At 57.9% G+C, this 1,434-nt stretch carries 2 protein-coding genes; one reads left to right on the top strand and one right to left on the bottom strand.

Annotation, left to right across the window (positions count from 1 at the left end):
* Nucleotides 1-54 precede the first annotated feature (54 nt).
* The gene (locus tag AC1DSG_RS31135; RefSeq protein WP_007894425.1) at nt 55-384 is read right to left on the bottom strand and encodes a DUF1820 family protein; all 330 of its coding nucleotides are present in this window, start codon (nt 382-384) and stop codon (nt 55-57) included.
* A gap of 135 nt (nt 385-519) precedes the next feature.
* Here AC1DSG_RS31135 and miaB point away from each other — a divergent pair.
* The coding region (gene miaB / locus AC1DSG_RS31140; RefSeq protein ID WP_477794290.1) for a tRNA (N6-isopentenyl adenosine(37)-C2)-methylthiotransferase MiaB at nt 520-1,434 on the top strand (915 nt) is incomplete at its 3' end.

Below are 1,434 nucleotides of genomic sequence, written 5' to 3' on the forward strand. Positions count from 1 at the left end.
AGATCAATTGTGGGAGCGAGCCTGCTCGCGAATGGGGCGACTCGGTTTTGAACGCTACTTCTCAGGCATCGGCATCGGAAACGGCATGACATTGCCGACCGCGCCACGGGCTTCACTGATCTTCGGTGTGCCCAGACGCTCTACCTCGTCGATGCGCACAATCGAATGCATCGGCACAAAACTGCGTACCACGCCTTCAAACTGAGCCTTGAGCTTTTCTTCGCTCGGATCGACGACCACTTGCGTGCGCTCGCCAAAGACGAACTCTTCCACTTCCAGAAAGCCCCACAGATCACTTTGATAGATCTGCTTGGCATACATTTCGTACACCTGGCCCTGGTTGAGGAAAATCACCTTGTAGATTGGAGCTTCACGTTTGGTCATGGTGGGCGAGCAACACATTTGGGGATAAAAATGAGGGCGCGAACTATAGCATAGCCACCGGACGCACAATGGTAGGAACCTTGGAACATGTTCCCTATAATGCGCGGTTCTTTGAATCACGTGATGACTGTATCCATGGCCAAGAAGCTTTACATCGAAACCCACGGTTGCCAGATGAACGAGTACGACAGCTCGCGCATGGTCGACTTGCTGGGTGAACACCAGGCCCTGGAAGTCACCGCTCGCGCTGAAGACGCCGACGTGATCCTGCTCAACACCTGTTCCATTCGCGAGCGCGCCCAGGACCGGGTGTACTCCCAGCTCGGCCGCTGGCGCGAACTGAAACTCGCCAACCCGGACATGGTGATCGCCGTCGGCGGTTGCGTGGCCAGCCAGGAAGGCGCCGCCATTCGTGACCGCGCGCCGTACGTGGACGTGGTCTTCGGCCCGCAAACCTTGCACCGCTTGCCGGAAATGATCGACGCTGCTCGTGCCACCAAACTGCCGCAAGTCGACGTCTCGTTCCCGGAAATCGAAAAATTCGACCATTTGCCCGAGCCACGTATCGATGGCCCGAGCGCCTACGTATCGGTCATGGAAGGTTGCAGCAAGTACTGCACTTTCTGTGTGGTGCCGTACACTCGCGGCGAAGAAGTCAGCCGCCCGTTCGACGACGTGATTGCCGAGATCATTCACCTGGCTGAAAACGGCGTGCGTGAAGTGACGCTGCTGGGTCAGAACGTCAACGGTTATCGCGGCTCGACTCACGACGGACGTTTGGCTGATCTGGCCGAACTGATCCGCGTTGTGGCCGCTGTCGACGGCATCGACCGGATTCGCTACACCACGTCGCACCCACTGGAATTCTCCGACAGCCTGATCCAGGCCCACGCCGATGTGCCTGAGCTGGTGAAACATCTGCACCTGCCAGTGCAATCGGGTTCAGACCGGATCCTCTCGGCGATGAAACGCAACCACACGGCGCTGGAATACAAATCCAAACTGCGCAAATTGCGGGCCGCCGTGCCGGGCATTTGCATCAGTTCGGAC

The sequence above is a fragment of the Pseudomonas sp. P5_A12 genome (assembly GCF_056400685.1).

Coding starts and splice junctions, on each gene's coding strand:
- AC1DSG_RS31135 (WP_007894425.1), bottom strand. CDS start 384: ATGACCAAACGTGAAGCTCCAATCTACAAGGTGATTTTCCTCAACCAG.